Origin of the sequence: Sphingomonas sp. OK281 (assembly GCF_900115295.1) — a bacterium.
In the GTDB taxonomy this organism is placed as follows: Bacteria; Pseudomonadota; Alphaproteobacteria; order Sphingomonadales; family Sphingomonadaceae; genus Sphingomonas.
Map to the genome: position 1 here is coordinate 989,859 of NZ_FOVZ01000001.1, position 21,635 is coordinate 1,011,493.

Sequence of the window (21,635 nt, forward strand, 5' to 3'; positions counted from 1 at the left end):
GATCAGCGCAGGTCGAGGACCAGCACCGACTTCGCCGGTACGGTGAGCGTCAGATTGCCGCCTGCCACCTGCGCGCCCGTGAACGGCTGCGGCACGACCGTATCCGGCGCGTCGAAGCTGTTATGCGCGTCCATCGCGGTGCCGGTGATGATCCGCCCGCTCGCCTGCGTCGCCTGCAATCCGGCGAGCGATACCGACACCGGCATCGCGCGGTTCGGGTCGAGGTTGACCAGCGCGACATGCACCTGCCCCGCCGCATCGCGCACCGCCGACGCACTGACCGCAGGTACCGCCACTTCGTCCTTGTGATACCAGGGCGAGGTCACCTGGATCGGCAGCGACGTCGCGCCCTGCCACGGCTTGTACAGGTCGAACACCCAATAGGTCGGCGTCTTCACCATCTTCGCGCCGTCGGTGAGCAGCATCGCCTGCAACACGTTCACCATCTGCGCGATCGCCGCCATCCGGACCCGGTCGGCATGGTGCGCGAAGATGTTGAGGTTGAGCCCGGCAACGACCGCATCGCGCAACGAATTCTGCTGCTCGAGGAACCCAGGATTGCTGCCCGGCGTCGGATCGTACCACGTGCCCCATTCGTCGACCGCGAGCATCACGCGCTTGGCGAGATCGTACTTGTCCATGATCGCCGAATGCTTGGTGATGAACTCCTCCATCTCCAGCGTGTGCGACATGGTGGACGCCCATTCGCGCTCGGGAAAGCCGATCGCGGCGCCCTTGTCCTTCCAGTCCTTGTCGCGCGGCCGGGTGTAGTAATGCAGCGCCAGACCATCGATGTTCTTGCCGGCGATCCGCATCATCGCCTCGGTCCACTCGTAATTCGAGTCGCTCGGGCCGCTCGCGATCTTGAGCATCGGGCCGTTCGCGGACTTGGCGAACTGCGCATAGCGGTTGGTCAGGTCGGCGGCATATTCGGCGCGCATGTTGCCGCCGCAGCCCCAAAGCTCGTTGCCGATGCCGAGATACTGGATCTTCCACGGCGCGGCATGGCCGTTGCGCTCGCGCTCCTTGGCCAGCACGGTCGTGCCTTTCGCGGCGGTCATATACTCGACCCATTGCGCGGTCTCGGACGGCGGTGCGCTGCCGACGTTGGCGGATACGTAGGTGCTGGCGCCGAGGCGGTCCATCAGCCCGAAATATTCGTGCGTGCCGAACGCGTTGTCCTCGTTGACGCCGCCCCAGTTGGTGTTGACCTTGGTCGGCCGCGCCTTGGTCGCGCCGATCCCGTCACGCCAATGATATTCGTCGCCAAAACACCCGCCGGGCCAGCGCACCATCGGCACGTTGATCGCCTTGAGCGCATCCAGCACGTCGCGACGATAGCCGCCATCGTTCGGAATGCGCGAGTTCTTGCCGACCCAGATCCCGCCATAGATGCCGTGACCGAGATGCTCGGCGAACTGCCCGAACACGTCGCGGTGGACGACCGCACCCGGCTTGTCCGCCTGCAACGTGGCCGTCACGGTCGGTGCCGCAGCGTCCTGCGCAATGGCCGACGTCGCGAAGCCAGCCCCCGCGAGCATCAGTGCGGCGATCGCGCGCTTGAGGCCGCGCGTCTGGCCGGAACCCGACTGTGAAGTGCGGTGCGTCAACAGGTCCATACTCTCCCTTTCGGCCACCATGAGGCAGCCCCATCTTTTCGATACTTGTAGGAGTAGTTCAATCTCGGCCGGCGTCAACGTCGGCCGGGATCGACTACGGAAGCTTGAAGGTCCAGCGCCCGGCGGGGCTGGTCGGATCGAACGCGGCGAGCGTCGGGGTGCTGGCGCCGATCGCGACGAGCGCCAGGTTTGCGCGACCACCCGGTACGGACTTCGGCATGATACGGTAGGTGCCGTCGGTGAGTTGGTCGATCCGCCACAACTGCTCGGTCGCGCCCGTGAATGCAGGCACCGTCTCGACCTCGCCCTGGCCGGTCGCTGCGAGGACGCGCGCGGTCCCGGCGATCGTGATCGTGTAATAGGGCGCACCGAAATACCCGCCGCCCCCCGCCGCCGGTGCGATCGTCCACAATTGGTGCGGCCGGTTCATATAGTCGGCGAGGTCGACGCGGATGCGGCCCTGCGGCCAGCCCGCCGAATCCTGCGCCAAAGACTGGTCGGGGATCGGGCTGACCGGATCAGTCGGCTTGGCCATGAAGGCGCGACGCGGGTCGAACGCGATCCTGACGACATCGGTGGCGAGGCCGAGCGCGTAACCGCTGCGTTCGGAGGCGACTTCATAGGTGCCGGGGACGACGTTCTTCCCCGCCACCGGCCAGCCGTCGGTCCAGCGGAGCGGCTCGATCCCCAGCACGCTGCGGCCGCTGCGATCCATGTCCGCCTCGTAGTGCATCGAGAATTTCTCGACCCCGCCATCGAGCTCGATCAGCCCGAAATGACCGGGGCCGATGTTGCGACCGCGTGCGCTGACGACCAGCTTGCCGCCGCCGCGCAGCAGCGGCGTCCCCATGTGATCGACATACGGTCCGAGCGGGCTACGCGATCGGCCGACGCGGATATGGTAGGTCGAATTGGGCCCGTCGCAGCACGTCCCGTGCGTGCCGAGCAGGTAGTACCAGCCGTCGCGGTGCATCATCGCGGTGGCTTCCATATCGATCGCGACGTCGACCGGCTGATTGCCTGCGACGCGTAAGCCCGTCCTTGGATCGAGTTCGATGATGCGGATCGGCCCGAAATAAGTGCCGTAGGTCAGCCACAGGCGGCCATCGACGTACAGGAATGCCGGGTCGATCGCGTCGGCGGTCTCCACCCCGTCGCTCGACGCGACCACGCCGACGTCGTGATATTTGAACCGCGGCGATGTCGGATCGAGCGACAGCGTCCACATGATCTTGACCTGGCTCGCATGCCCGCCGGACATGCCGCCGCCACCGACCGCATAGGCGACGTAATAGCGATCGCCGATCTTGATCACGTCGGGCGCGACGCCGCCACCGGGACGCTCGGGCCCGCTGCGCCACGTCCAGCCGTCGTCGGAGACCAGGCCTCCGCCACGCGTGCCGAACGTATAGTATTTGCCGTCGGACTCGGTCACCGTCGACGGATCGTGGATGAACGTCTCCCCCTGCAATTGCGCGGCGGCGGGCGACGCGCCGACGGCGAGGATCGCGGACAGCCCGAGAGCGGCGGCGGCAAGACGCGTCATGAGGGTCTCCATGCTAGCGGACATCGGTCTTGAGGTCGGTGATCGGGCGGCCGATCTCGTCGACGAAGCGCACGCAGAAGTCGCTCAGGCCGGGTCCGTTGATGACGGCGCCGCGCAGGACGTTGCGACCTTTGCGCAGCGTCACGCGGTCCGACAGCACGTCGTCCATCACCATGCGGCGATCGTTGAACAGCCCGGCGGTTTCCTTGCCGTTCAGCCACCAGATCGACGCCGAGTTCGACCCGACCGCCAGCCGCACGTCGCGCATCTCGCGCGGGCTGTCGACGATCGTCACCGCCCAGAAGATGACGCCGTAGGTCGGCTTGCCGAGCCCCTTGGCGAAGCTGAACAGCTTGACGTCGAACGCGCCGGAATCCAGCGCGTGCCAGCGTAGCGGTTGAGCCGCTTTCACGACCTGGCCGTTGCGCGGGATCGCGGTGAACTGGCCGGGGAAATACTGCGTGGTCAGCGCCTGCCGGACATAGGTGGCGGTGAAGCCCGTATTGCTGCGGTTGGGCTTGTCGATCGGCTCGAGCAACAACCAGCGACGCAGGAACCCGTCGCTGTCGGGCGTCGTGGCGCCTTGCGTCACCGGCTGGAAATTCGGCGCAAGACCGGTCGCCGGTGCCGGCGCCGTATCCTGCCCGTTCGCGCCGGACGACATCCCGGCCAGCGCCCCCAACGCCAACAGCGGCGCGGCGCGCAGCCCGATCGCCCGAACCCTCGTGAAGCGCGTCATTCCCGTCTCCCCCTGCATCTTGTCATCGCCGTACGAGCATGCCGTTGGCGTCGAGCCAGTGCATGAAGTCCTCGAACCAGCCGGTGCTGGTCGTGCCTTTCTTGCCCAGCCCGAAGCCGTGCCCGCCCGCCTGGTAAAGGTGGAACTCGACCGGCTTCCCCGCCTTCTGCCAGGATTCAATCAGGCCGAATCCCTTGTTGGCGAACAGCGGGTCGTTGGCGGCGAGCACCGCGAACAGCGGTGGCGCGTCGGCCGGGGCCTTCACCGCCTCCATCGATCCATAGATCGGCGCGATGAAGGCCAGATGCGTGTCGGGCGCGGCCAGCGCGGTCGCCATCGTCGTCATCGCTCCCGCTGAAAAGCCGACCATGCCGACGCGGGCGGGGTCGACCTTCCACTCGGTCGCGCGCGTCCGCACCAAGGCAACCGCGGCTCGCGCATCGGCGATCTGATCGCTGAGGCCGGCGATCGCTTCGTCCGGGCTCATCCGGCGTTGCGGCTGCGCGGCGCCCGCGAACATGGCCGTGACCGATTGCTCGAACCCGCTCATGTCCGCCGGCGTCGGCTTCAGCCGGTATTTCAGCACGAACGCGGCGATGCCCCGGTCGGCGAGCGCCTTGGCCACGCGCCAGCCTTCATTCTCCATCGACAGCATCAGGAAACCGCCGCCCGGCGCGACGATCACCGCCGCTCCGGTCGCCTTGGCCGGATCTGGCAGGAACGGCGTCAGCGTCGCGGACGTGACATTGCGCGTCATCGCCACGCCGTACTGGCTGAACCACGCTTCGGGTGCCGCCTGTCCCTTCACGCCGCCGGTGTTGAGCGGGATCGCGGTCGGCTCGGCCGGCGCCGCCGTCGCGGTCATCCGCGCGTCCTGCGCCAGCACCGGCGTCGCCAGTGCCAATGCGCTGGCAAACAGCCCAAATCCGATCGACCAACGCATTGCCTTCTCCCCCAGATTGTCCGTCACACCATTCTCACGACAGCAGGATACGCCGCGCGGCGCCCTCGGGATCGTCGACCATGCGGCTCGTGGTATCGAACACCATCGTCTGGCAGCGCTGCGGATCGGTCGGCGTCCAGGCCAGGCCCGGCTGGCTCGGATTGCCGGTCCGCGCGAAGTTCGCCCATGCGGTCGACATCGTCCGTGCGACGCGCTGTGCTTCGGGCGTATTGCCGGTGCCCTGGTCGCAGAGCGCGGTGTTGTCGAAGCAGAAGGCGAGATCGGCGGTGTGCCATGCGCCCGCGACGCCACCGAGCTGCGGCGACTGCCACTGGAAGAGATATTGGTACACCGGCGCGCCGCGCTGCGCGTGTTTCAGCCGCACCATGTCCTGCACGCGGTTGCGGTTCTGCAGGCCCTGCACGCCGTACGCCAGCGTCCGCACCGCCTTTTCCGGGTGCGCCTGCTGCATCGTCGCGATCAGCCGGCCCGCCTTGTCGGCGCCCATCTGCGCGGTGAGATCGGTCCGCCACTGCGCCTCGCTCGGATTATAGCCCCAGCGCATCCCCTCCTCGCTGACGTTGCCGATCATCACCGGCACGTCGCGCGACACCTCGGGCGCGATGTCTGAGTAGGACCGGACGTCGATCACCTTGCCGTCGAGCGTCGGGTTCCAGCCTACGCGCGGCGTCAGCGAAGGCCCCATCGGCCCGCGCGGACCATTGATCTCGGTCGCGACCTTGTTGCCCGCGTCGAACAACGGCTTCCACGCGATCCGCTGGAGCCCGCCCAGATCCTTCGGACCGATGTTCAGTTCGCGCAGCACGCGCCGCGCGAAATCGCGCGACTGTTCGGCGGTCGGCAGCGACCCGCCGCCGCCCGACTGCACCGCCGCACGGTGGATCAGGCCCTTGCCGGTCGCCATGCCGAGCAACGTCGTCACCTTCGATCCGCCGCCCGACTGGCCGTAGATCATCACCGTATCGGGATCGCCGCCGAACCGCGCGATGTTCTCCTGCACCCATCGCAGCGCCGCAACGCAATCGGTCATGCTGACGTTGACCGACGTGTCATACGCCGCGCCGCCGACTTCGGTCAGGTCGAGGAACCCGAGTACGTTCAGCCGGTGGTTGATCGACACCTGGACCACGTCGTGATGCCGCGCCATCTGCGCGCCGTCGTGCGAGGCGAGTTCGTACGACGATCCGAACGCGAACCCGCCGCCGTGGAAATACACCATCACCGGCCGCTTGCCCGACAGCGACGGCGTCCAGACGTTCAGCTTCAGCATGTCCTCGCCGATGAACCCGTCGGTCCATTGCTGGAGGAACGTGTGCTCGACCGCGCTGAAATCATGCAGCGTCTGCGGGCAGTTCGCGCCGTAGGACAGCGTGTCACGCGTCTCGGTCCAGCGCTGCGGCGGCTTGGCGGGCAGCCAGCGGTTCTCGCCGCCGGTATCCGCACCGTAAGGCACGCCCTTGAAAGTGTAGACGCCGTCCGAGACATAGCCGCGGACCGGACCGTATTGCGTCCGCGCGATTGCCGATTGCGGCGTCGAGCAGGAGCCCGTTCGCGATGCGGATGGTGCAGGCGCAGTACGCGCGCGACCAATTGCGGGCAGCATCAGCCCTGCCCCGGTGGCGATCGATGCAAGCATCGCACGACGACGATCGACGGTTGGCCCGGTCATCCTCTTCTCCCTAGCGATTGCGTGCAGGCTGTTCTCCGACGTCTCGAAACCGAAACCGTCGCGTGCCCTTTGCAATCTTGTATGAGTATTAGAGTGATACCGCTACCCTGTCCATACGGGAAAGGCGACAGCAGGTGGCATCTGCGATTGTTAGCGCTATAGTCTCGGGAATAGCAGGCGAATCCAACGCCGCATGACGATACCGGAGAGGAAAACCCATGGCGGCCAAACCCGCAATCTGCCTGATCGCGACCCTGCTCGCGAGCGCCGCACCCGCAATCGCTCAGACAAGCCCGCCCGCCGCGTCGACCGACCTGACGCTCAACGCGGCGGGGTATTACGAGGCGCCGGCCGCCAACGTCCTCGTTTTCTCCAACTGGTATGACGGCCTGTTCGCCGATTCGAAGATCAGCGGCGTCGAGATCATCCAACAGGGCGAACGTATCGCCACCAACGGCGACGTCCGCCTGTCCTCCACGCCCGGGCAGTGGGATGCGATCGGACGCCTGGTCGACCGCAAGATCGACGCCGCGACCGGCGCGATCACCGTCACGCTCGAATATCCCGACTATAAATGGCGCTATCGCGTGCGCTCGGAAAAGCGGGGCGGCGCGGTCGCGGTGTCGGTGATCCTCGACCAACCGGTGCCGGCCGCGCTCGCTGGGAAGGCCGGGTTCAACCTCGAATTCCTCCCCGCCACCTATTTCCATCACAGCTACATGGCGGACGGAGTGAGCGGTACGTTCCCGGTTTATCCGGCCGACGCGATGATCCAGACGCCGCAGCGCAATGCGGCGAGCGGTCGCGCGGAAGGTCCCGGCGCCGAGCCGACCGCGATCGCCAGGGGCAGCCGCTTCGTGCTCGCGCCGGAGGATCCGGCACGGCGCGTGACGATCCGCTCGACCGCCGAGGTGCAGCTGTTCGACGGTCGCAACCAGGCGCAGAATGGCTGGTTCGTGCTGCGCTCGCTGCTTCCGGCAGGGCGCACCGGCACCGTGCTCGAATGGACGATCCAGCCCAACAGCGTACCGGGCTGGCTCCGTCCCCCGGTGATCGCGCATTCGCAGCTCGGCTACACCCCCGACGCGCGGAAGGTCGCGACGATCGAGATCGATCGCAACGATCGCCGCCTGCTCCCCGCGCGCCTGCTCCGCGTCGGTGAGGACGGTAGCATGACGCCGGTGCCGACCGCGCCCGCCAAGCGCTGGGGCGACTATCTCCGCTACAGCTATCTGCAACTCGATTTCAGCGCAGTCCGCCAGCCCGGCACCTATGTGCTCGACTATGGCACCACGCGCACCGCACCGTTCCGGATCGCCGCCGACGCCTATGCCGGCGCATGGCACCCGACGCTCGACGTCTATTTCCCGGTCGCGATGGACCATATGTTCGTCAACGAAGGCTACCGCGTCTGGCACGGCGACGCGCACCGCGACGATGCGCGTCAGGCGCCGACCGGCCACGAGCATATCGACCTCTATGCGCAGGGCCCGACCACCGACACCAAGTTCAAGTCGGGCGAGCACATCCCCGGCCTCGCGGTCGGCGGATGGTTCGACGCGGGCGACTATGACATCCGCACCCAGTCGCAATATCAGGTGATCCGCTCGCTGGTCGACAGCTGGGAGCGCTGGCATCCGATGCGCGACACGACCGCGATCGACTGGACGCGGCGCAAGACCGAGATCCACGTGCCCGACGGCACGCCCGATCTCGTCCAGCAGATCCGCCACGGCACGTTGCAACTCGTCGCGCAGTTCGACGCGGTCGGCCACGCGATCCACGGCATCGTCGAGCCCGACGTCGCGCAATACACGCACCTCGGCGATGCCTCGACCAAGACCGACGGCTTGGTCTACGATCCGGCGCTGAAGCTCGGCGAGGAAAAGAACGGCCGCAGCGGGACGCCCGATGATCGCTGGGCGTTCACGACCAAGGCCTCGGCGCTCAACTACGGCTCGATCGCCGGCCTCGCCGCCGCATCGCGCGCGCTCGCCGAGGTCGATCCGGCGCTGTCGAAGAAGGCGCTGGGGATCGCAACGCGCACCTGGGCGGAGGAACAATCGCACGCGCCCGACCTGTACCAGCACGGCAACACTACCGGCGGGCCGCTTGACGCGGAGCGCTTCTCCGCTGCGGTCGAGCTGCTCCGCACGACGCGCGATCCGCGCTATGCCGCCGCGGTACAGTCGCTGTGGCCGGCAATGGAAAAGACGTTCGCCTTCAATTTGCGCGATGCGGTGGTGGCGATCCCATTCATGCCGCCAGCCTATCGCGCGGCGATGATTCCGGCGGTGCGCGCCTATGCCGCCTCCGCCGAGACCGCAGCCAAGGCCAACCCGTTCGGCGTGCCGATCACCACCGGCGGCTGGGCGGGCAGCGGCACCGTGCTTGGCTATGCGATGAACGCGTACACGCTGCACAAGGCGTTCCCGGAGATCATGCCCGCCGACGCGGTGTTCCGCGGGCTCGAGTTCCTGGTCGGCAACCACCCCGCGTCGGACGTGTCGTTCGTCTCGGCGGTCGGCACCGTCTCGAAGGAAGTCGCCTACGGCAACAACCGCGCCGACTTCTCGTTCATCGCCGGCGGCGTCGTGCCGGGCGTGCTGATCATCAAGCCGGACTTTCCCGAAAACCATGAAGACTGGCCGTTCTTCTGGGGCGAGAATGAATACGTCATCCCCGAAGGCGCGATGTGGATCGAACTCGCGCAAGCCGCGCAGGAGCTTGCCGCAGCGCCTGCATCCAAGCCAGCCCAGACAGCCAGCGCAACCCAGTGAGAACCGCCATGAAAATCCAGAAATTCGCACTGCTCGCCGGTCTCGCTCTCGGAACGCCGGCGTTCGCCAGCGACGCGCCACGGTTCAGCAGCTTCAGCTATGACGGGCACACGCAGGAGAAGGTCACCGTCGGCCCCAATCAATATCGCAACCCGATCCTGTCGGGCTATTATCCCGACCCGTCGGTAACGCGCGTCGGCGACGACTATTACCTCGTCCTCTCCTCGTTCGCGCACTACCCCGGCCTGCCGATCTTCAAATCGAAGGACCTGGTGAACTGGACGCAGATCGGCAACGCGATCGATCGGCCTGAGCAGCTCGACTTCACCGGCATGCGCACGTCGCAGGCGGTGTTCGCACCCGACATCTCGTACCACGACGGCGTCTTCTACATCGTCAACACGTGCGTCGAGTGCAAAGGCAATTTCGTCATCACCGCGAAGGACCCGGCGGGGCCGTGGTCGAACCCGACATGGCTGCCGTTCGAAGGCATCGACCCGTCGATCTACTGGGAAGGCGACAAGGCCTATATCGTCAACAATCGCGCCCCCGCCGAACCACCGCGCTACGACGGCCACCGCGCGATCTGGATCCAGGAATATGATTGGCGCGCGGGGAAAATGGTCGGCGACAGCACGCAGCTTATCAACGGCGGCGTCGACATTTCCAAGAAGCCCGTGTGGATCGAAGGACCGCACATCTTCCGCAAGGGCGGCTATTATTACCTGACCGCAGCTGAGGGCGGCACCAGCGTCAACCACTCTCAGGTCGCGCTGCGCTCGGAGTCACTCCGCGGGCCCTATGTGCCGTTCGCGGGCAATCCGATCCTGACACAGCGCGACCTCGACCCGGCGCGACCCAACCCGGTCACCTCGACCGGCCATGCCAAGCTGGTCGAGACGCAGAACGGCGACTGGTTCGCGACCTTCCTCGGCGTGCGGCCATATGAGGGCGACTATTACAATATCGGCCGCGAGACGTTCTTGTTACCGGTAACATGGAAGGACGGCTGGCCGATCATCCTGCCGAAGGGCCAGCCGGTTCCGTTCGTCGGCGCCAAGCCCAGGCTGCCTGCGAGCCCGCCGAGCCGCATCCCGACCAGCGGCGACTTCGGCTATGTCGACAACTTCGACGGCAGCAAGCTGGCGATGCAATGGGTCGGCGTACGCACGCCCAAGACGCGCTTCTACCGGATTGACCACGGCGACCTGATCCTAGATCGCGGCGGACGCATCGGCGATCTTTCCAAGGTGCCGTCGTTCGTCGGACGCCGCCAGCAGCATGCCGTCGCGACGATGTCGACGACGGTCCGCTTCACCCCCGACACCGATGGCGATCGCGCAGGCCTGGTCGCGATGCAGAGCGATGCGAACTATCTGTTCTTTGGCATCACCCGGATCGCCGGGAAACCCGTCGTCGCGCTCTACACCACCGACAAGGGCAAGGAGCAATTGGTTGCCTCCGCCCCCGTCGTCGGCTCGGGGCCCGTCACGCTGACGATCCGCGCCAACGGCGGCACGATGGCGTTCGACTATAACGGTGGCGGCGGCAAGCGAACCTTGGCACGCGACGTCGATGCCCGCTTCCTCAGCACCAAGACGGCGGGCGAGTTCGTCGGCACGCTGGTCGGTCCCTATGCGTGGAGGAAGTGAGCCCAGTAGGTGCAGATGCGACTTAGGTCGTGTCGACAGTCGTCCGCCGAGCGTGCTAAGAGTTGACACGTTTCGCACGGTAGCGCTACCCAAGCATATAGACGTTCGACACCACAGCAGATGGTGAACATTAGGAAGGACCACGCACCGATGCGTTTTAGCCTCGCGCCCACGCTCGTCATTGCCGCACTTGCCGCAACGGGGACAATCGCCGTTGCCCAGACCGGTGGGACAAACGCCCCGTCGAAACCCGCATCCGCCGGCAAGGAACCGCGCAGCCCCGACGGCAAGCGCTATCTGTCGCAGCCCTTGGTCACCAGCATCTACACCGCCGATCCGTCGGCGCACGTCTTCGGTGGCAAGATCTACGTCTATCCGAGCCACGACATCGACGTGAAGATCCCGGACGACGACCTCGGCAATCAATATGCGATGCGCGACTACCGCGTCCTAAGCATGGACCGCATCGGCGGCCCGGTGAAGGTCAACGGCGTCGCGCTCGACGTGAAGGACGTGCCGTGGGCGTCGCAGCAGATGTGGGCCCCCGATGCCGCCTACAAGAACGGCACCTATTATTTGTACTTCCCGGCGCGCGACAAACAGCTCGATAAGAACGGCCTCGGCACGTTCCGCATCGGCGTCGCCACCTCGAAGAGCCCGGTCGGTCCGTTCAAGGCCGATCCCAAGCCGATCGCCGGCAGCTTCTCGATGGACCCTGCGGTGTTCACCGACGCGAACGGCGCGAGCTACATGTATTTCGGTGGCATCTGGGGCGGCCAGCTCCAGCGTTGGAAGGACGGCAAGTTCGACGCCAACGGCTCCGACACCGATCTCGGCAAGGACGATCAGCCCGCGCTCTCGGGCAAGATCGCCAAGCTCAATCCCGACATGAAGAGCTTTGCCGAGACACCGCGCGACGTCCAGATCCTCGACGAGGCCGGCAAGCCCGTGCTCGGCGGGGACCATGAACGCCGCTTCTTCGAGGCGTCCTGGGTCTTCACGCGCGGCGGCAAATATTACTACACTTACTCGACCGGCGACACGCACTTCCTGAACTATGCGACCGGTGACAACCCGTACGGCCCGTTCACTTACCGCGGCCATATCCTGAAGCCGGTCCAGGGCTGGACCAGCCACCATTCGATCGTCGAATGGAACAGGAAATGGTGGCTGTTCTATGCGGATACGCAGATGAGCAACAAGAACCACCTGCGTAACGTCAAGGTGACCGAACTGAAGTTCGCGCCCGACGGCTCGATCCCGACCATCGATCCGTTCGTCAACTGATGTTCCTTGGAATCGATATCGGCACCTCGGGTGTCAAGGCCGTGGTGCTCGACCAGCATGGCAGCGTGGTGGGCCAAGGCACTGCCGCGCTGACCGTGCAGCGGCCGCATCCGCTCTGGTCCGAACAGGATCCGGATGCGTGGTGGAAGGCGACGATAGCCGCGGTCCAGGCGATCGACCCGAGCGTCCGCCGCTCGGTGCGCGGCGTTGGGCTCGCCGGCCAGATGCACGGCGCGACGTTGCTCGACGCCGACGACCGGCCGCTCCGCCCCGCGATCCTGTGGAACGACGGACGTTGCTTCGCCGAATGCGAGGCACTTGAGCGCGCCGTTCCCGATCTGCGCACGATCTCGGGCAACATCGCGATGCCGGGCTTCACCGCGCCGAAGCTGCTGTGGGTCCGCGAGCATGAACCCGAGGTCTTTGCGAAGATCGCCACGGTGTTGCTGCCCAAGGACTATGTCCGGTTGCTGATGACCGGCGACAAGGCTTCCGACCTTTCCGACAGCGCGGGTACCTTGTGGCTCGACGTCGGCGGCCGCTGCTGGAGCGACGAGATCCTCACCGCCTGCGGACTGACGCAGGCGCAGATGCCGGCGCTGTATGAAGGGTCGGAGATCACCGGCACGCTGACCGCCGAGGTCGCCGAACTTTGGGGCATGCCGCAGGTTCCGGTCGCGGCAGGCGGCAGCGACAACGCGGCGGGCGCAGTCGGCGTCGGTGTCGTCAAGGACGGCGATGCGTTGCTGTCGCTCGGCACGTCGGGCGTCATCTTCGTCGCGACCAACGACTTCCGCCCCAATCCGGCGCGCGCGGTCCACGCCTTCTGTCATGCGCTTCCCGGCATGTGGCACCAGATGTCGGTCCATTTGTCGGCTGCGTCGTGTATCGACTGGGTCGCGCGGATCACTGGTGCCGCCGGTGCCGCCGACCTGTTCGCGCGCGCCGAGGCCGCTGGTCCCGCCAGCGGCCCCGAGATCTTCCTCCCCTACCTCTCGGGCGAGCGCACGCCGCACAACGACCCAGAAGTGCGCGGCGCGTTCCTTCGCCTCGACAACGACACCGACGCCGGCCGCCTGTCGCAGGCGGTGCTGGAAGGCGTGGCGTTCGCGCTCGCCGACGGCCTCGACGTGCTGCGTGAGGCCGGCACGACGGTCGAGCGCCTCGCGGTGATCGGCGGCGGGGCCCGCTCGCGCTATTGGGGCCAGGTGATCTCCGCGGCAATGGAGGTCGAACTCGTCTACCTCCAGGGCGGCGAGGTCGGCCCCGCGCTCGGTGCCGCACGGCTTGCCCAGCTCGGCGTCGACGGCGGCGACCCCGCCGAGATCTGCGTCGCGCCCCCCGTCTCGCACACCATCGTCCCTGACCCTGCCCTCGTCTCGGCGCTCGCCGAGAAGAAGGCCGCGTTCCGCCAAGCCTATTCCCGCATCACCCCAAAATCGTAGGAAGCTTTGATGTCCGACTTCTTCGCCGATATCCCCCAGATCAAATATGAGGGCCCCGACAGCACAAACGAGCTGGCGTACCGCTTCTACGACAAGGACAAGATGGTCCTCGGCAAGCGCATGGAGGATCACCTCCGCTTCGCCGCGTGCTTCTGGCACACCTTCTGCTGGCCCGGTTCCGACGTGTTCGGCGGCGGCACGTTCGATCGCCCGTGGCACCGCGGTGCGAACGACAGCGCCGCCGCTGCGATGAAGCGCGAGGTCGCGTTCGAGTTCTTCAAGACGCTCGACGTGCCCTATTACTGCTTCCACGACGTCGACGTGATGGCCGACGCCGCCAACATCACCGAGCACCGGAAGTTCTTCGCCGAAGCGGTCGATCATCTCGAACAACTCCAGGCCGCATCGGGGCGCAAGCTGCTCTGGGGCACCGCCAACCTGTTCAGCCACCCGCGCTTTGCCGCCGGCGGCGCGACCAACCCCGATCCGGAAGTGTTCGCGTTCGGCGCGATGCAGGTCCGCGACGCGTTCGAGGCGACACACCGCCTCGGTGGCCAGAACTACGTGCTGTGGGGCGGTCGCGAGGGTTACGAGACGCTGCTCAACACCGACATGAAGCGCGAGCTCGACAATTTCGGTCGCTTCCTGAGCCTGGTGGTCGAGCACAAGCACAAGATCGGCTTCACCGGCACGATCCTGATCGAGCCCAAGCCGTTCGAGCCGACCAAGCACCAGTACGACTTCGATACCGCGACGGTGTACGGCTTCCTCAAGCGCTATGGCCTGGAGAACGAGGTCAAGGTCAACATCGAGGCGAACCACGCGACGCTCGCCAGCCACACGTTCGAGCACGAGATCGCGACCGCCGCGGCGCTCGGCATCTTCGGTTCGATCGACGCTAACCGCGGCGATCCGCAGAACGGCTGGGATACCGATCAATTCCCGAACTCGGTCGAGGAACTGACGCTCGCCAATCTCGAGATCATCCGCGCCGGCGGGTTCACCACCGGCGGCTTCAACTTCGACGCCAAGGTGCGGCGCCAGAGCATGGACCCGGCCGACCTGTTCTACGGTCATGTCGGCGCGATCGACGTCGTCGCGAAGGGCCTGCTCAATGCGGCCAAGCTTATCGAGGACGGCCGGATCGATGCGATCAAGACCAAGCGCTATGCCGGCTGGGACGGTGAATTCGGTGGCGCGATCGGTGGGCTCGACCTTGCCGGCATCGCCGACCTCGCGATCGAGCGCGGCATCGATCCGAAGCCGGTCTCGGGCCAGCAGGAGCGGATCGAGAACCTGATCAACCGCGTCCTCTGACTATCCTGCCCGATCGCGCGTCACGGCGCGCGATCGGGTTTATACGGCGTCGGCCTGCGTTCCTCAAACATCACGCTGCGCCTTTTACAGCGGCGCATCCCGGCCTAGCGATGGACCCCATCGTTCAGCCCACCGCATCGTGCATCGATACGCCGACCCGACCTGCTTCGATTCGGTGCTATCGCGGTCGCCGCTTGGTCAGCACGGTGGTGTTGGCGCTCTCCTCCGCAGCGAGCTTGCGCCAGCGATCGAACCGGACCGATGTCAGTGCGCCGCTTGCGATCGCCGCCTGCACCGCGCAACCCGGCTCGACCCCGTGCGAACAGTTCGAGAACCGGCAGTCCTCGGCGGCGAGATTGAAGTCGTCGAAGACTTCGGCGATGCCCGACGCGGCGTCCGACAGCTGCAGCTCGCGCATGCCGGGAAGGTCTAGCAGCCAGCCGCCCTCGGCGAGACGGTGCATCTCCCGTACCGTCGTGGTGTGCCGACCAGTGCCGTCGGTCTCGCGGATCGCCTGGGTCGCGATGCTGTCCGACCCGCGCAGCGAATTGACGAGAGTCGACTTGCCGACGCCCGAGGATCCCAGGAACGCGACGGTCCTGCCCCTGCCGCACCAGGCCGCGAGGCGGACGACGTCGGCGGGATCGCGGCCGTTCACCGTCTCAACGTGCAGGCCGGGCTCGATCGCGCGGACCTTCTCGGCGAAGGCTTCCGCATCATCGGTCAGATCGGCCTTGGTGAGCACGACGACCGGCGTCACGCCGACGTCGCGCGCGAGTACCAGATACCGCTCCAGTCGCGCGACGCTGAAATCCTGGTTGCACGATGCGACGATGAACACCGTGTCGACATTGGCCGCGATCATCTGCTCCCGGCGCGGATCGCCCGGCGCACGACGCTTGAACAGGTTCATCCGCTGGAGAACGCGCATCGGCAGCAAAGTCGCCGTATCGACGAGCAGCCAGTCGCCGACCGTGGGATGATCGTCCGACGGCTGCGCGCCCTGGATATGCGGCGTCATGAACCGCTGCGTCGTCCCGTCCGATACCGCGATCTTGCCGCGGTGCACCGCCATGACCCGCACCGGATGGCACAGCAGTGCGTCCTCGGCGGTCAATTGCGCGCTGAACTGTTCGGTCCAGCCGAGGTCTTTGAGCCTGTCTTCGGTCGATGTCATGAAGGTCGGTACCATGAAAATTGCATACGCCTTTCGGGGGCGGTGCGCGATGTCATTGATAGTGCGTGGTGTTTTCGAACCCGGTATTCGTCTTGGTCATCTTGACCAGTCTCCTGACGTACGATCGGACGTGACGGTCGAACCGCGTGTCGTCATAGATGCCGCGCCAGATATAGGTGTCGCGATCGAGCAGCACGCGCAATTCGGTCGTGAAGGCGTCCTGCGTATCGGCGTGCGCTTTGGCCTTCATCAGCGAACAGACCATTTCCTCCGCCGTGGCCTTGTCGCAATCGTCCTGTCGATCCCTCCCCCCGCGTTCCGCCACGACCTGGTCTGAGCGTGCGGCCGCGACCCGGCATTCCAGCCAGGTCCGGACCGCAGTTCCATTCCACGCGCGCGCTGACGGATCGACCATGTTCACATTCACCCGACTGCAATTCCCTGATCGAGGCAATGCAACGCGTGGCGTCACCGCTCAACCCCTGATGCTGCCATGCCCGCGGCGAAAGCCCTCATTCCTAGGTAGTTTCCGTCGGGACCGAACCCATGGCGACGGCGTTGTAGGATCGCAAACTCTGGAGACGTGCGATGAACCCGACCGGCAACACCATTCTCATTACCGGCGGCGGCTCGGGCATCGGTGCCGCGCTCGCGCACCGGCTCCATGATGCAGGCAATTTCGTGATCGTTGCCGGCCGGCGCCAGGACCCCCTCGATGAGGCGATCGCCGGTCGTGAGCGGATGAGCGCCATGCTCCTCGACATCGACGACGCCGATGCGATCAAGGATTTCGCACAACGCCTGACGACTGAACACCCTGCACTGAACGTCCTCGTCAACAACGCCGGCATCATGAAACTCGAAGATGCATCGAGCCGTCGCGATCTGGGTGATGCCGAGGCGACGATCGTCACCAACCTGCTCGGGCCCATTCGTTTGATCGACTCGCTCGTCGATCATCTGAAGGCGCAGGCAAACAGCGTGATCGTCAACCTGACATCGGGGCTCGCATTCGTGCCCCTGACGGCAGCCCCGACCTATTCGGCGACCAAGGCAGCGATCCATTCGTACACCGTCAGCCTACGACGCGTCCTCAAGGGCAAGGTGGAGATCCTCGAGATCGCGCCGCCCGGCGTACAGACCGGTTTGACGCCGGGACAGGAGACCCGGCCGGGCTACATGCCGCTGGACGCTTTCGCGGACGAAGTGATGACGATCTGGACGCAGCAGCCAGATTCGGGCGAGATCCTGGTGGAACGGGTACGTCCGTTCCGCAACGCCGAGGCCGACCACCGCTTTCCCGAGGCTGTGGCCCAGCTGAACGAGATGGCCGAGCGCGCGCGTAAGGGCGGGTAATCTATCCGGAATTTCAGGGCGCGTGCTGTAGCGCGCCCTATTTCCGCTGTGCCGCGATATACCGGTTCACTTGTTCGTCGAGCACGTCCAACGGCAGCGCACCCTGGCTCAGGATCGCTTCGTGGAAATCGCGGATGTCGAACCGGGGTCCAAGTTCGCGCTCGGCGCGCTGCCGCAATTCGGTGATCTTCAACTGGCCGACCATGTAGGACGTCGCCTGCCCGGGCCAGTTGAAATACCGATCGACCTCGCGTTCGATGTCCTTATCCGACACCGAACTGTTCGCCTTGAAATAGGCGATGGCCTGCTCGCGCGTCCACCGCCTGGAATGGATGCCTGTATCCAGTACGAGACGGATCGCGCGCCAGACCTGCAACGACAGCATGCCGAACCGCGCATACGGATCCTTGTAGACGCCCATCTCGTTCGCGAGCCGCTCGGAGTACAGACCCCAGCCTTCGACATAGGCACCATAGCCGCCGAACTTGCGGAACTTGGGGATGCCGGTCAGTTCCTGCTGCCGGGCGATCTGGAAATGATGCCCCGGTGCGGCCTCGTGCGCGGCGATGCCCGCGACCTGCACCTTCTGCGTCTGGTTCATGTCGACCAGGTTGACGTAATAGATGCCGGGTCGCGATCCATCGGCCGATGGCGGATTGTAGAAGGCGGTTGACGCCGTACCCTCGCGCCACTTCTCGACGGCGCGTACCTCGAGCGGTGCCTTCGGCAAAACACGGAAATAGCGCGGTGCCGCGACCATCACCGAGGCGATGACCGCCCGCGCATCGCCCAGATACTGTTCACGTCCAGCGGCCGTATTGGGATATTTGAACTTCGGATCGGTCCGGATCTGGTCGAAGAACGCTTCGAGCGTCCCCGTGAAGCCCACCTCCGTTTTGATCGCCTCCATCTCCTGCCGGATCGCGGCGACCTGCTTCAGGCCGAGTTCGTGGATCTGGTCGGCGGTGAGATCCGTCGTCGTCGACGTCTTCAGGCGATCGGCGTAGTAGGCTGCGCCATTGGGCAGGCTCCATGCGCCGAAATTGCCCTTGGATTGCGGCTCGATCGCGTCGAGTGCGGCGAACAGCGTATCATAGCCGCGACGGAACGGTCCGGTCAGCGCGGCGCTGCCGTCGGCGAGCAGTTTCGTCTTCACCGCCGCCGGGGCGTTCAGTGCACCGACCTTTTTCCTGAAATCTGCCCAGACGCTCGAGTCCGGGCCGGAATCGAACGGTGCGCCCGTCACGATGGCGCGTGCATCTGCGCGTGCCGGCGCGAAGTTCACCTTGTTGGGCACGATCCCGGCGGCCGCTTGCTCGCGCATCGTCGTGGCAACCTCGCGCATCACCCGCTCGGTATCGCGGAGGCGTGCGACATAGGCGTTCGCATCGCCGACGGTGTCGACCTTGTGGTTGTTGATCAGCAGTACCGGTATCTCGCCGGCGGGGCTGCCATTGGTCGATACGGGAAAGCGCAATTTGCGGAACTCGATCGACTGACGTCCGCGTTCGACCTCATATTCGAACAGCCGGTAGCTCACGCGCGCACTGTCCCCGAGCTGTTCGGGTCGGAACCGGGCGCGCATCGCCGTCAACTGCCGCTCGGCAAGCGCCTCGGAGCGAAGCGCCGCCGCGTCCGTATAGTCGTCCAGCCGGTCATAGTTCGTCTTCAAGCCCAATTGGGTCTGCGACTCCGGACTGAGGTTCAGCTGTTCGTCATACGCTCGATCGAGGAACTGAAGCAGCGCGGCATCCTGCGCTGCCGTCGCGCTCGACGGGGCTGCGTTAGCCTGGACCAGCGGGGACGCGTTCGCCTGGACGAGCGGGACCGTGGGCAGCAGCATGAGGGCGATAGCTAGGCGCATGAAATCTCCGATCGACGACGCTTGTCGCGCGTGACCCGGCACAACGCAATCAAGGATTGACACGCCGGCACTCCGAGGCAGCGGTCTTGGCGCGGGACCCGGCCGTGACCGTGCGGGCGCGTTACGTCCGCATCGAATTTTGGTGCGCGCCTGCGATTGTCACGGCCGTGCCATCAAAGGCTGGCAGAGGTAAGTCTCTGCAAAGGAAAGGTTGTCATGACGTTCAGTACCAGCCCGCTCGTGATCGATCAGATCATCGATTGCGTTGCGACCGGGCGAACGCCGACCCCGTCCGATCTGGAACGCGTCGCCGCCCGCATGTGGCGCGACGGTGCCGCCGAGCGGTCGGCGTTCGCGTGGGGAAGGCTATCGCCCACGGCAAACGACCGGATAATCGCCTTGCGATCGGCGGCTCTGGCCCTTGAGGGCAGTAGCCTGCGCTGATCTAGCTAGCCTGAGGAGTGGCTCATCCTCTTGCGCCACCCGTTCAAGCCGGCACCATGACCGACAGCACGTCGTCGACCGTCCCCACGGCGAAAGCGGAGAATTCGTCTCCGATCGCGTACGGCAGCAATATCCTTCGTCCGTTGACTAGAGCCCCGCAGCTGTAGGTGACATTGGGGACGTATCCACCACGCTGCTCGGCGCTGGGGAACAGCAAGGGGGACGGCGTCCGCGCGATCACCTTCGACGGGTCGTCCTTGTCGAGCAGGCACGCACCGATGCAATAGCCGCGTACCATCCCGACGCCGTGCGTAAACACCAGCCAGCCCTCGTCGATCTCGGTCGGCGATCCGCAATTTCCAAGCTGGACGAACTCCCACGGATATTTGGGTGCCATGATGGGCTCGCCGGTCTCCCATATGTTCATGTCGTCGGACCGCAGCAGCCAGATATTCTCGCTGTCTTGTCGGCCGAGCATCACGAACTGTCCATCGATCCGCCGCGGGAAAAGCGCCATTCCCTTGTACCCGGTCATCGCGCCGACCAGCGGTCGCATCTCGACCGTGCGCAGGTCGACGCCGCGCAGCATTTCCTGACGCGCATCTTTGCCGTCGAAGGCCGTGTACGTGCCGATGACGCTGCGGACCCCGTCGTGATCCGTAAAGTTGACGAGGCGCAGATCCTCTATGCCCTGGCGCTGGCTGGGCAACACCGGAAAGATCACGGTCTCCGATGCTTCCTGGCTGTCCTCGCATACCAGGCGAACCCACCCATCGTCCTGCCGCTCGATCTGCGGCGGCACCCCATGTTCGCTCGGCGGATCGATCACCAGCCGATCGCCGGGTCCCCACTCCCCGGTACGGAACGTGATCGAGGAAATATGCCCTTCCCCGATCCCGCGCAGCGACATGATGAACCGCAGTCCGCCCGGCATCGACGGGGGCGCGTCGGGAACACACACGATGCTCGGGTTGAACAGCGCCGCGGATTCGAACGCATATTCCTGGCTGAAATAGGCGCCGATCAACAGCCGCTCGTCTTCGTCGAACTCGCCTTCGCCGATATCGCCGCGAACCTCGTCGAAACGCCGGAGAAGGACTTGCTCGACGTTGCGATGCCGTTCGCGCATCGGCGTCAGCAACAGATCGCGCATGCGGGCCCGCATCGTGTCGTCCAACGCCTCGATGCGGTCGACGACGACCTGGGCACGGGGCAGCCGATCCCGTGCGAACGCCGCCGGGTAGCCAAAGCTGAACGGCCGTACCACGGTGCGCGATGGGTCCGGCTTCAGTTCGATATCGAGCGTCGTGAAGACTTCGGCAGCGTTCATCGGCAAGGACCTTCCAGGTACATTCGAACGTGGGTGTTCGTTATAGAGCACCTAACGATGCGTAGCTGTGCATGATCCCCACAGCCTAGTGTTTGTTGTCCAGATCGCACCCCAGAGGAACCGGACATCGTCGCACGATAGGCGGCGTGCGACGCGTGACTGGCATCGCAGGGACAAGCGCCTCGCGCCCTGACGCTCGAGTCGTAAGAACCCGATCATCGTCAGGCCCGAACGATAAAAAAAGGCCCGCCGTTTTCGACGGGCCTCCAAGTTACGTCCAGGGAGCTTCACTTCGCCTCGACGTACCTCAAGCTTAATACACACCATTCGAATAGGAATAGAAATATCGCGCTGTGCGCCGAAATGCCTCGCAAACAAGACCAAATGATCGACCGATTTAATGGCGCTTTCTGATAACGAACAACGAAAAAACGCAGCGCTCGCCG

At 65.4% G+C, this 21,635-nt stretch carries 16 protein-coding genes; 7 read left to right on the forward strand and 9 right to left on the reverse strand.

Features of this window, described 5'->3' with window-relative positions:
* Positions 1-2: 2 nt before the first annotated feature.
* The 5 genes from BM244_RS04515 to BM244_RS04535 form a co-directional block, all read right to left on the reverse strand.
* Positions 3-1,541 carry an alpha-N-arabinofuranosidase gene (locus BM244_RS04515; RefSeq protein ID WP_093398118.1) on the reverse strand — a complete coding sequence of 513 codons (1,539 nt, stop codon included), beginning with the start codon at positions 1,539-1,541 and terminating at the stop codon, positions 3-5.
* A gap of 172 nt (positions 1,542-1,713) precedes the next feature.
* Positions 1,714-3,177 (reverse strand): family 43 glycosylhydrolase, encoded by a 1,464-nt coding sequence (locus tag BM244_RS04520; RefSeq protein WP_093397637.1) that lies wholly within the window; start codon positions 3,175-3,177, stop codon positions 1,714-1,716.
* 1 nt (position 3,178) lies between these two features.
* Entirely contained in the window at positions 3,179-3,904 is a 726-nt protein-coding gene (locus BM244_RS04525; protein WP_093397639.1) for an acetylxylan esterase, read from the reverse strand.
* Positions 3,905-3,926: 22 nt separating this feature from the next.
* Positions 3,927-4,847, reverse strand: coding sequence for an alpha/beta hydrolase (locus tag BM244_RS04530; RefSeq protein WP_093398119.1), 921 nt, complete (start codon positions 4,845-4,847; stop codon positions 3,927-3,929).
* A 34-nt stretch (positions 4,848-4,881) separates the two neighbouring features.
* Entirely contained in the window at positions 4,882-6,537 is a 1,656-nt protein-coding gene (locus BM244_RS04535; protein WP_093397641.1) for a carboxylesterase/lipase family protein, read from the reverse strand.
* Positions 6,538-6,755: 218 nt separating this feature from the next.
* Here BM244_RS04535 and BM244_RS04540 point away from each other — a divergent pair, with 218 nt between their 5' ends.
* The 5 genes from BM244_RS04540 (at position 6,756) to xylA (ending at position 15,018) form a co-directional block, all read left to right on the forward strand.
* Positions 6,756-9,317 (forward strand): glycoside hydrolase family 9 protein, encoded by a 2,562-nt coding sequence (locus BM244_RS04540; protein WP_093397642.1) that lies wholly within the window; start codon positions 6,756-6,758, stop codon positions 9,315-9,317.
* Between the two features lie 8 nt (positions 9,318-9,325).
* A complete protein-coding gene (locus tag BM244_RS04545) occupies positions 9,326-10,969 on the forward strand; it encodes a glycoside hydrolase family 43 protein (RefSeq protein ID WP_093397644.1) in 1,644 nt (547 codons plus the stop codon).
* 150 nt (positions 10,970-11,119) lie between these two features.
* Positions 11,120-12,256, forward strand: coding sequence for a glycoside hydrolase family 43 protein (locus BM244_RS04550; RefSeq protein WP_093398120.1), 1,137 nt, complete (start codon positions 11,120-11,122; stop codon positions 12,254-12,256).
* A complete protein-coding gene (gene xylB, locus BM244_RS04555; protein WP_093397645.1) occupies positions 12,256-13,701 on the forward strand; it encodes a xylulokinase in 1,446 nt (481 codons plus the stop codon). Before BM244_RS04550 ends, xylB begins: the two co-directional genes overlap by 1 nt.
* Positions 13,702-13,707: 6 nt before the next feature.
* Positions 13,708-15,018 (forward strand): xylose isomerase, encoded by a 1,311-nt coding sequence (gene xylA / locus BM244_RS04560; RefSeq protein ID WP_093397646.1) that lies wholly within the window; start codon positions 13,708-13,710, stop codon positions 15,016-15,018.
* A gap of 178 nt (positions 15,019-15,196) precedes the next feature.
* Here the strand turns inward: xylA and rsgA are convergent, their stop codons facing one another.
* A complete protein-coding gene (rsgA, locus tag BM244_RS04565; RefSeq protein ID WP_093398121.1) occupies positions 15,197-16,195 on the reverse strand; it encodes a ribosome small subunit-dependent GTPase A in 999 nt (332 codons plus the stop codon).
* A gap of 52 nt (positions 16,196-16,247) precedes the next feature.
* Positions 16,248-16,610, reverse strand: coding sequence for a hypothetical protein (locus BM244_RS04570; protein WP_093397648.1), 363 nt, complete (start codon positions 16,608-16,610; stop codon positions 16,248-16,250).
* 173 nt (positions 16,611-16,783) lie between these two features.
* On the opposite strand from BM244_RS04570, the gene BM244_RS04575 reads away from it, so the two are divergent.
* Positions 16,784-17,551 carry an SDR family oxidoreductase gene (locus BM244_RS04575; protein WP_093397649.1) on the forward strand — a complete coding sequence of 256 codons (768 nt, stop codon included), beginning with the start codon at positions 16,784-16,786 and terminating at the stop codon, positions 17,549-17,551.
* A 37-nt stretch (positions 17,552-17,588) separates the two neighbouring features.
* Here BM244_RS04575 and BM244_RS04580 read toward each other — a convergent pair whose 3' ends face one another.
* Positions 17,589-19,415, reverse strand: a complete 1,827-nt coding sequence (locus BM244_RS04580) for a DUF885 domain-containing protein (protein WP_093397651.1) — start codon at positions 19,413-19,415, stop codon at positions 17,589-17,591.
* 216 nt (positions 19,416-19,631) lie between these two features.
* Between BM244_RS04580 and BM244_RS04585 the strand changes: the two genes are divergently transcribed.
* Positions 19,632-19,859: a hypothetical protein gene (locus tag BM244_RS04585; RefSeq protein ID WP_093397652.1), complete on the forward strand. Its 228-nt coding sequence runs from the start codon at positions 19,632-19,634 to the stop codon at positions 19,857-19,859.
* A 43-nt stretch (positions 19,860-19,902) separates the two neighbouring features.
* Here the strand turns inward: BM244_RS04585 and BM244_RS04590 are convergent, their stop codons facing one another.
* A complete protein-coding gene (locus BM244_RS04590; protein ID WP_093397654.1) occupies positions 19,903-21,189 on the reverse strand; it encodes a glycoside hydrolase family 130 protein in 1,287 nt (428 codons plus the stop codon).
* Positions 21,190-21,635: the final 446 nt, after the last annotated feature.

Coding starts and splice junctions, on each gene's coding strand:
- BM244_RS04530 (WP_093398119.1), bottom strand. CDS start 4,847: ATGCGTTGGTCGATCGGATTTGGGCTGTTTGCCAGCGCATTGGCACTG.
- BM244_RS04545 (WP_093397644.1), top strand. CDS start 9,326: ATGAAAATCCAGAAATTCGCACTGCTCGCCGGTCTCGCTCTCGGAACG.
- BM244_RS04575 (WP_093397649.1), top strand. CDS start 16,784: ATGAACCCGACCGGCAACACCATTCTCATTACCGGCGGCGGCTCGGGC.
- BM244_RS04535 (WP_093397641.1), bottom strand. CDS start 6,537: ATGACCGGGCCAACCGTCGATCGTCGTCGTGCGATGCTTGCATCGATC.
- BM244_RS04550 (WP_093398120.1), top strand. CDS start 11,120: ATGCGTTTTAGCCTCGCGCCCACGCTCGTCATTGCCGCACTTGCCGCA.
- BM244_RS04515 (WP_093398118.1), bottom strand. CDS start 1,541: ATGCTCGCGGGGGCTGGCTTCGCGACGTCGGCCATTGCGCAGGACGCT.
- BM244_RS04590 (WP_093397654.1), bottom strand. CDS start 21,189: ATGAACGCTGCCGAAGTCTTCACGACGCTCGATATCGAACTGAAGCCG.
- BM244_RS04520 (WP_093397637.1), bottom strand. CDS start 3,177: ATGGAGACCCTCATGACGCGTCTTGCCGCCGCCGCTCTCGGGCTGTCC.
- rsgA (WP_093398121.1), bottom strand. CDS start 16,195: ATGACATCGACCGAAGACAGGCTCAAAGACCTCGGCTGGACCGAACAG.
- BM244_RS04525 (WP_093397639.1), bottom strand. CDS start 3,904: ATGACGCGCTTCACGAGGGTTCGGGCGATCGGGCTGCGCGCCGCGCCG.
- xylB (WP_093397645.1), top strand. CDS start 12,256: ATGTTCCTTGGAATCGATATCGGCACCTCGGGTGTCAAGGCCGTGGTG.
- BM244_RS04580 (WP_093397651.1), bottom strand. CDS start 19,415: ATGCGCCTAGCTATCGCCCTCATGCTGCTGCCCACGGTCCCGCTCGTC.
- BM244_RS04585 (WP_093397652.1), top strand. CDS start 19,632: ATGACGTTCAGTACCAGCCCGCTCGTGATCGATCAGATCATCGATTGC.
- BM244_RS04540 (WP_093397642.1), top strand. CDS start 6,756: ATGGCGGCCAAACCCGCAATCTGCCTGATCGCGACCCTGCTCGCGAGC.
- BM244_RS04570 (WP_093397648.1), bottom strand. CDS start 16,610: ATGGTCGATCCGTCAGCGCGCGCGTGGAATGGAACTGCGGTCCGGACC.